The organism is Sporosarcina koreensis, assembly GCF_001531445.1.
GTDB lineage: Bacteria > Bacillota > Bacilli > Bacillales_A > Planococcaceae > Sporosarcina > Sporosarcina koreensis_C.
In genome coordinates this window covers 8,063-15,955 of the sequence record NZ_LQYA01000159.1, presented here as the reverse complement: position 1 = coordinate 15,955, position 7,893 = coordinate 8,063, and the positions used below count along the sequence as shown (strand labels likewise).

At 45.3% G+C, this 7,893-nt stretch carries 8 protein-coding genes and 1 pseudogene; all 9 read right to left on the bottom strand.

Annotated elements, in window-relative coordinates:
- Nucleotides 1–761: pseudogene (ftsA, locus tag AWV70_RS24750) on the bottom strand (cell division protein FtsA); the annotation flags it as partial.
- Nucleotides 762–855: 94 nt separating this feature from the next.
- Nucleotides 856–1,227 carry a small basic family protein gene (locus AWV70_RS16095; RefSeq protein WP_060209329.1) on the bottom strand — a complete coding sequence of 124 codons (372 nt, stop codon included), beginning with the start codon at nt 1,225–1,227 and terminating at the stop codon, nt 856–858.
- Nucleotides 1,228–1,229: 2 nt separating this feature from the next.
- Nucleotides 1,230–1,949 carry a DUF881 domain-containing protein gene (locus tag AWV70_RS16090; RefSeq protein ID WP_060209327.1) on the bottom strand — a complete coding sequence of 240 codons (720 nt, stop codon included), beginning with the start codon at nt 1,947–1,949 and terminating at the stop codon, nt 1,230–1,232.
- Between the two features lie 18 nt (nt 1,950–1,967).
- On the bottom strand, nt 1,968–2,693 hold the full coding sequence (locus AWV70_RS16085; protein ID WP_060209326.1) for a DUF881 domain-containing protein: 726 nt from the start codon (nt 2,691–2,693) through the stop codon (nt 1,968–1,970).
- Nucleotides 2,668–3,462 (bottom strand): cell division protein FtsQ/DivIB, encoded by a 795-nt coding sequence (locus tag AWV70_RS16080; RefSeq protein ID WP_060209325.1) that lies wholly within the window; start codon nt 3,460–3,462, stop codon nt 2,668–2,670. The genes AWV70_RS16085 and AWV70_RS16080 overlap by 26 nt, the downstream gene beginning before the upstream one ends.
- Before the next feature lie 14 nt (nt 3,463–3,476).
- A complete protein-coding gene (gene ftsW / locus AWV70_RS16075; protein ID WP_060209323.1) occupies nt 3,477–4,568 on the bottom strand; it encodes a putative lipid II flippase FtsW in 1,092 nt (363 codons plus the stop codon).
- Nucleotides 4,569–4,604: 36 nt separating this feature from the next.
- Complete coding sequence (gene murD, locus AWV70_RS16070) at nt 4,605–5,954, bottom strand: UDP-N-acetylmuramoyl-L-alanine--D-glutamate ligase (protein WP_060209318.1); 1,350 nt, start codon at nt 5,952–5,954, stop codon at nt 4,605–4,607.
- A complete protein-coding gene (gene mraY, locus AWV70_RS16065) occupies nt 5,955–6,929 on the bottom strand; it encodes a phospho-N-acetylmuramoyl-pentapeptide-transferase (RefSeq protein ID WP_060209316.1) in 975 nt (324 codons plus the stop codon).
- An 84-nt stretch (nt 6,930–7,013) separates the two neighbouring features.
- The coding region (locus tag AWV70_RS24745) for a penicillin-binding transpeptidase domain-containing protein (RefSeq protein WP_268777876.1) at nt 7,014–7,893 on the bottom strand (880 nt) is incomplete at its 5' end.

Genomic DNA, 7,893 nt, shown 5'->3' with positions numbered 1-7,893 from the left:
TTTCTTGCCTGCTCTGTAGGTGTCTTTAGAATGATCGACAAATCTTTTGTAATATGATCTCCGCCTACCGGGATGACAGCAGTTGAAATAAAGCGATTATCCCCGAAAATAGCGATCGTCGTTGAACCACCGCCGATATCGATAAATGCCGTACCGTGGTTCATTTCATCCTCCGTCAAAGCAAACTGTCCGGCTGCGAGCGGCTGTAAATAAATCTCCCGGATTACGAGACCCGCCCGTTCTACGCATCGCAAAATATTGTGCACTAGCGTTTTGGAGGTCGTTATAAGTGTTCCGTCCATTTCAAGACGAACACCAATCATTCCTCTTGGATCTTTTATTTCATCATAATCATCCACTATGAATTGTTTCGGTATGATATTGACGATTTCCCGTTCAGGCGGAACCGACATAACTTGTGCGGATTTCATAACCCGATCCAAGTCGTCATCGGTGATTTCCCTGTTCTCAGAATTGACAGCTACGACACCTTTGACATCTTGCAACATCACGCCATTGGAAGGGATGCCAAGAATGACATCCCGGATTTGCATGCCTGTCATTCGTTCAGCCTGTTCCACCGCTTTTCGAATGGATTGGACAGTCGCATCGATGTCGATAATCGTCCCTTTACGAATGCCTGCAGATTGGACGTTACCTACTCCGATTACGTGGAGGGATCCGCCATCCACTTCGCCGATCAGCACTTTGACTGACGAAGATCCTATATCAAGTGATACATATATTGTAGATTGACTCAATTCCCGGCACCTCCCATTACAGTCCTTATCTTACATTCTATTGTATTAGAGTCGTATTGTCTAAATATTTTCTCCATCAGATGATCAATTCCTTTCATTCCTGAACTTTCGTGTCAGAAACTTTACTTCTCTCCGACCATTTCGTCAGCAAAATCCTTCTGATGACAGCGATATTCTGGAATAGCCTTACCCCGAATGCGAATACGGCAGCCAAATATAAATCCACTCCAAGATGCACACCTAGAAATGCTAATCCTGCCGCAAGTGCGATATTGAAGAAAAATCCGGAAATAAACACCTTATCATCATAAATCTGTTGAAGATGAGCACGGATTCCCCCGAAAAGCGTATCCAATGCGGCTAACACGGCGATGGACAAATAGTTGCTGTAAATTTGCGGGATCTGTATATCCGACAACAGCCCCAGCGAAACTCCTAGTAATAAACCGAGCAGTGGCAACCACATTGTCATTCCCCTTTCGGAAGTTCTTTCAAATAAAGATTTTTAAATTTGTCTGGATACCCCCGGATGGTCATGTCCCTTTCCGGCTGATTGATTTCAAGCACTAGATTATCAAGATAAAAATCGTCGTGGATGGGAGATGCCAATAAATAATTATAAAGCTTTTCACTATCCGACATTGTAGGAGATATGATCTTTATCGTAAAGGGCGGAGAAGAGACATTCAAACCATTTACAGTAGTCACACCATTGATGACCCGTATCGAGCTCATCATCGTATACCGTTTGCCGTCAATTTCCATATGAATCCCTTTAAAACGATTCACCTCGTTGACGAAACGGGTTAGTAAATCGGATGAAATACTCGTGATTGGTATTCCATACGCTATGCTTTCTACCGATGGGCGAACCTCGATTGTAAAGCCCGGCCCCGAAATATCTGTAGTTCCCGCCTTTTTATGCAGCTTGTCCACTGTCTCATTCAAAGCCTGTCCCGTGCTCGATTCGCTTAACGTTCTGTATGAGGAAATCGTTCTGTCCAAATCACGGATTTCTGTAAGAAGCTCTGAATGTATTTTTTTCTCTTCCGCCAACTCTTGACGAATTGCCCAAATATCCCTCGTATCACGTTCCTTAGGATGTTCCATCGTATTATATTGGATAGCAATCATAAATCCGATGAGCAGGAGGACAATCGTGAATTTCCAATTGATAGCTTTCTTCAACGAACACCCTCCCTCTTATCATGCCTCGTCCCTTAAAGCGGGAAGCTTAATTTCCTTCAACTGCTCCAACGTGACGACGATATTGTCATGCACCAATCCATCGACCACCCCGCCGCCCAAGTTCAATGCTGAAGATAGGACATCAGAATCTCCTACCGCTTCGATGACAAATGGAGCCGGAAGCGTCCTCCCGTCAATCGTAATGACCGGACCTGTGCATTTGATATATGAATTCTCCGAAATGCGCTGTCCATTGATGGCGATCCCTTGCGCGCCGGAAATCTTCAACTCATTTACAACTCGCAGCACATGGCTTTCATGAACGATATAGTCATTGGGATTCTGCTCAACAGGGTCATAATCGCCGTCCTTCAATGTGATACGCACTCCCGGACCGGAAGCCGGAATGACGCCCAGGAGCAAACGAAGGTCTTTTGCTTCCTCGACTAGGACGGTATGATTGTCTTCGTTCTCTGAAAAAGATTTTTCAAAGTCCCGGATTTCTTCTTGCTTTGTCTGGATTTCATCAGCGAGTTCTTTGTTTCGCTCTTTTTGAGCGATTAATTCTTCCCGATACTGCTCTTCCTGTTGAAATGTTGGGGATTCGGCGGTTTCTCCGCTATCCTTCCCTAACGTACGATAGGAGAACGCGAAGATGAATCCAAGAATGAGAAATACAAAAGAGTACAAAATGTATCTTCCTCTATTTTTGTATTCCTCACTCATTTTCTTCGCCAACTTCATCACCTTCCCCTTCCTCTACACCGGTATTCCCGTAAACTTCGCTAAACGGCGTAAAGAAAATGCCCACTTCCATATTGACAATCCCTTTTTCAAGCCCACCCAGTTGGGCTATGATGTCCGGATAATATTCCATCTTCTCCGCAAATGTCTGAAGGGTCGCATGGACTTCATATCCGTCATCCATATAAGCAACAATCGTATCAGGATTCTCCTCTGTCCCAGTATAGATGATTTCGGAAATCAATTGCAGAACATTTTTATCCATTTTCAGCAATTGTTTTGTCAGTCTTTTCCGAAGGTCAGGGTTGTCCACATGATTCAAGATCGGTACGTTCGGATAATTTCCATCACTAGGGAATAGCGCTCCATTTTCGAGCAACAAACCATATTCCCCACCGCTTTCCATATAGGCCACAGTTTTCCATTCATCAATCGAAATATCGATATCCCGTATCCATTTTCTTGTGACAGCAACACTACTGACGCCTTCTAGTTTCAAAAGTTCTTCTTCCACATCTTTCGTTGTAAATCCCCAAAATGAGGCTCCTTCTAATATCCCGCTTTTTTTATAATAATACTGGTCATCCTGAAGCACAGCCCCATGAATTTTCACTTCACCAACCTTGCTGAGCGGAGATTGGAAGTACAAAAGGACAAGGAGGGCGATACAGAATACGGCGATGATGAATAGAAACTTCTTATTCGTCTTCCTTCTTCGTTTTTCCCTCATGGATGGTATCCGTTCTTCGATGTCTATCACTTTATCCACGTTCCGCCCTCCTCTCAACTTCGGTGTTTATAAAAAGCAAAATGCAAAATCGTACCTGCTGCCATCCATGTCGTTAACAATGACGAGCCGCCGTAACTGATAAAAGGCAGTGTCACCCCTGTGACCGGCAATAGGCCAGATACGACACCGACATTCAGGAACGTCTGAAAAATGATCATCGCAGCCATTCCAGCTGTCATTAAAAACGATTTGTAATCATGCGCGCGTATTGCAATTCCGCAGGCCGAAAGAAGGAGTACGGAAAAGAGGACAAGAATGAATGTCGCTCCGATAAACCCCGTCTCTTCAGCAATAATAGAAAATATGAAGTCGTTTTGCGGCTCGGGCAAATACAAATATTTCTGCCTGCTATTGCCATAGCCATGACCGAACAACCCTCCCGGCGCGATCGCAAACAATGACTGAATCCCTTGAAATCCTGCACCAAGCGGATCATTCCAAGGATCGATATACGATTTGATACGCTCCAGACGGTAAGGTGCCGCTGCGATGAGGGCAACGAACGCCCCGATTCCAGCAAAGCCGAGTATCCCGAAAAATGACAGAGGATAGCCCGCCAAAAACAAAATGACAAATGCTGAAACGATCATAATCACAGCTGAACCAAGATCAGGTTGAAGCATGATCAAAGCAGCAGGCAATAAAATGAGCACAAAATGATTGAGCCTGAACGGGTTCTTTCCAGCCGATTGCTTCATACTGCAAGCAAGTTTGCCGATCAGCGCCACCTTGACGAACTCCGCAGGCTGAATACTAAACGGACCGAGGGCAATCCAGCTCTGTGACCCGTTCCTTACAGCACCAATGCCCGGAATCATAACTGCAACCAACAATAGGATCGTTATGTAATAAAAAGCGGTCCAAAAAGATTGGTTGGATGTCCATGGCCCTTTCATCAACAGAAGTGCAACACCTATTGAAACAGCCATGTAAATCCCTTGCTTTACGATGAATGGGGACGAATCCGCATAGTGCACTTGCCCCCAATACGAGCCTGCTGAATGGACAAAAACCAATCCTATCAATGACAATGATACTGCCGAAATGACGAAGGCAGCTTTTAATTTTCGATCCAGTGAACGCATCCTTCCGTCTTTTTGGTCAAGAAGTGCACGAATGACTTACAGATTCATGACAGCTTCAATAAATGCATCTCCACGTTCTTCAAAATTCGGATATTGGTCCCAGCTTGCACAAGCGGGCGACAGCAGAATTTGGTCCCCCTCGAGGGAGACCGCAAATGCTTCTTGCACCGCTTCTTCCATCGTATCCACTTTCACAGCATGTTCAATTCCGCAAGAAGCAGCAAAATCGATAAGTCTGTCGGCAGTTTCACCAAGTGCAAGAACAGCTTTCACCCTGCTCATGTGAGGCCTCAATTCTTCGAATGAATGGCCTCTATCCAATCCTCCAGCAAGTAACACAACAGGCGAATCGAAGGAGGACAATGCGCTTTTTGTCGCCAAGGCGTTCGTTGCTTTTGAATCGTTATAAAATGTCCTGCCTTTCAATTCCTTTACAAACTGCATACGGTGACGGACACCCGTGAAAGAACTTAACACATTTTCTATCGTTTCTTTATCGCAATCCATAAGTATCGCTGATGCTGTCGCAGCTAAAATGTTTTCCAAATTATGACGGCCGAGCAATTTGATAATTGATCTTTTCACAAACGGTTCGCCTTGCCAGTAAATCAGTTCATCATCCACTGAAATCCCTTCTGCCTGCTTCCCTCGTAATGAAAAAGGAATTTTTCGGGCCGCCGATCGGTTCACATACGGTTGCATTTCTGGCTGATCGGCGTTGTATATAAAGAAGTCCTCTTCGGTCTGATTGGCTGTCACCTTCGCTTTCGCCAAGGCATATTCTTCAGACGTCCCATGATAATCGAGATGGGCATCATATAAATTTGTCCAGACAGCAATTTTCGGACAGAAACTTTCCGTTCCCGCCAACTGGAAAGAGGATACTTCCATGACAATCACTTCATCAGGTTCTGCATTCTGTGCGACCGTGCAAGCAACGGTTCCGATATTTCCTGCAATCAGCGGTTTTTTCCCAGCGATATTCAAAATATGGTACAGAAGCGTCGTAGTTGTCGTCTTCCCATTCGATCCGGTGATAGCAATAATCGGTGCCTCACTTACTAGATAAGAAAGCTCTATTTCAGTCCAGATCGGAATCCCTTTCTGTTCCGCTTGTTGAAGGACTGGGTTATGGTAGGGGATACCCGGATTTTTGATGATGATATCAAAGCCTTCATCCAATATGTTGTCCGGATGTCCACCGCAAATGACCAGTATCCCTTTGGCCCGTAATTCTTGGGCTACTGTGTTGCCGGTTTCGGGAGACGCATCATTGACGACAACATCCGCCCCAAGCGAATGCAGCAGTTCAGCCGCAGCATGGCCACTTTTGGCAAGGCCAAGCACAAGAACTTTTTTGCCCTTGAACTCATTCTGCTTTCCCATTTACATCACCTCCCACAGTACGGGAATCATCGCGGCAAAAAATGCCACTCCCCAAAAAACAAGAACGATTTTCCATTCGGACCAACCGGATAATTCAAAATGATGATGAATCGGACTCATTTTAAATACCCTTTTTCCAGTTAATTTAAAGCTTGTCACTTGGATCATGACAGATAATGTTTCGATTACATAGACAATCCCGATGACGAGGAGCAGAAGTTCCTGCTTCACCAATATAGAAAGCATCGCAATTGCTCCACCGAGCGCTAAAGAACCTGTATCACCCATAAACACTTTAGCTGGTTTCATATTGAATAATAGGAAGCCTAGCATTGCACCTGCAACGACGAATGCGAACGTTGCAATGTCGTATTGCTCATACACAAGTCCAAGTACGCCAAAAGCCGCAAAGGCGATTGTCGAAGTGCCTGCAACAAGCCCGTCGAGCCCATCGGATAAGTTGACTGCATTCGAAAAACCGACGAGCCAAAAAATGAGGAATGCGACGTAGAAAATACCGAGATCCACCGTGAAATTTGTAAAAGGTATGACTACCGTCGTTTCAAATGGACCCATTTTCAATAGGAAATAGGCGATAACCGCAATGATGATTTGACCAATGAGTTTTTGAATGGAGGTCAATCCCAGATTCCTTTTCATGACGACAATAATAAAATCATCAAAAAATCCGATGACACCGAAACCGGCAAGCACAATCATCAGTACAATGGACTGTGTAGTCAGTACATCTTCATATATGTATGAGAGGACAATCATCGTAATGATAATGGAGCCTAGGAAAATAAGGCCGCCCATCGTAGGCGTACCTGCTTTTTTCTTATGGGCTTCGGGACCCTCCTCCCTGATGCTCTGCCCAAATTTCAGCCTTCTGAGCAACGGTATGATAGCGGTCCCGATTAATGCTGTTAGTACAAATGCTACGGTAATAACCGTTATTGTCGTGACGAGTGTCATAATATGTTCTCCTTACCTGTTTTGAAACTGTAATTGTGTTTATTGTCTAGCTCCGTGCGCCAGAAGCAGGAGCACGGAGCTTTTCTATTCTTCAGTGTAAACGTGGATGATATCGTCTGCCGACATTAATGAGTCGGGGGCTGGCATTTGGTATTTGATAACGTCGCCTTCACCGTGCCACTCTATACGATACGTGTGAAGTTGGCGGGCTACCATTCCTTTTGTCATACCCGTCAAATCCGGAACACGGTGGGTGATCGGATCTCCCCATCGATACTCTTTTTCAATTTGCCCTTCTCTTTTTTCAATGCCGGCAAGAGGTGCAATCTCCTCAATGATTCTGCCGACAATCGGAGCCGCAATGACACCACCGAATTGAACCGAGTTTTTCGGACTATCTACTGCCACATAGACAAGTAATTCAGGATCGTCCGCTGGTGCGAATCCCATGAAAGAAACGATATAATCGCCATCGCTATAGGTGCCGTCTACGACTTTCTGGGCAGTTCCCGTCTTACCGCCTACACGGAGACCATCATTGAACGCGTTACGGCCAGAGCCGTTCGCGACAACGGATTCCAATGCTTCTCTCACTTGGGCGGACGTTTCCTCGCTGATGACACGGCGCTTCATTTCAGGTTCAAACGATTGCAGCGTCTCTCCCTTATCATTCTTTATTTCCTTTACAATATACGGGCGATACAAATATCCGCCGTTTATTGCAGCTGCCACAGCCTGCACTTGTTGGATCGGCGTAACGGAAATGCCTTGGCCAAAAGCGGTTGTTGCTTGTTCAACCGGGCCAAATGCATCTTTTGAAAAAAGGATCCCTTTCGCTTCCCCTGCTATCCCTGACCCTGTCGTTTCACCGAAGCCAAAATTCCGGATATAGCTGTCGAGCTTTTCACCGCCTAAACGCCGGCCGATTTCAATGAAGCCCGGGTTGCAGGAGTTCTCCACGACT

What these genes read in the sequence shown, in the direction of transcription:
- ftsW (WP_060209323.1), bottom strand. Translation starts at nt 4,568, where the DNA reads ATGCGTTCACTGGATCGAAAATTAAAAGCTGCCTTCGTCATTTCGGCA.
- AWV70_RS16095 (WP_060209329.1), bottom strand. Translation starts at nt 1,227, where the DNA reads ATGTGGTTGCCACTGCTCGGTTTATTACTAGGAGTTTCGCTGGGGCTG.
- AWV70_RS16085 (WP_060209326.1), bottom strand. Translation starts at nt 2,693, where the DNA reads ATGAAGTTGGCGAAGAAAATGAGTGAGGAATACAAAAATAGAGGAAGA.
- murD (WP_060209318.1), bottom strand. Translation starts at nt 5,954, where the DNA reads ATGGGAAAGCAGAATGAGTTCAAGGGCAAAAAAGTTCTTGTGCTTGGC.
- mraY (WP_060209316.1), bottom strand. Translation starts at nt 6,929, where the DNA reads ATGACACTCGTCACGACAATAACGGTTATTACCGTAGCATTTGTACTA.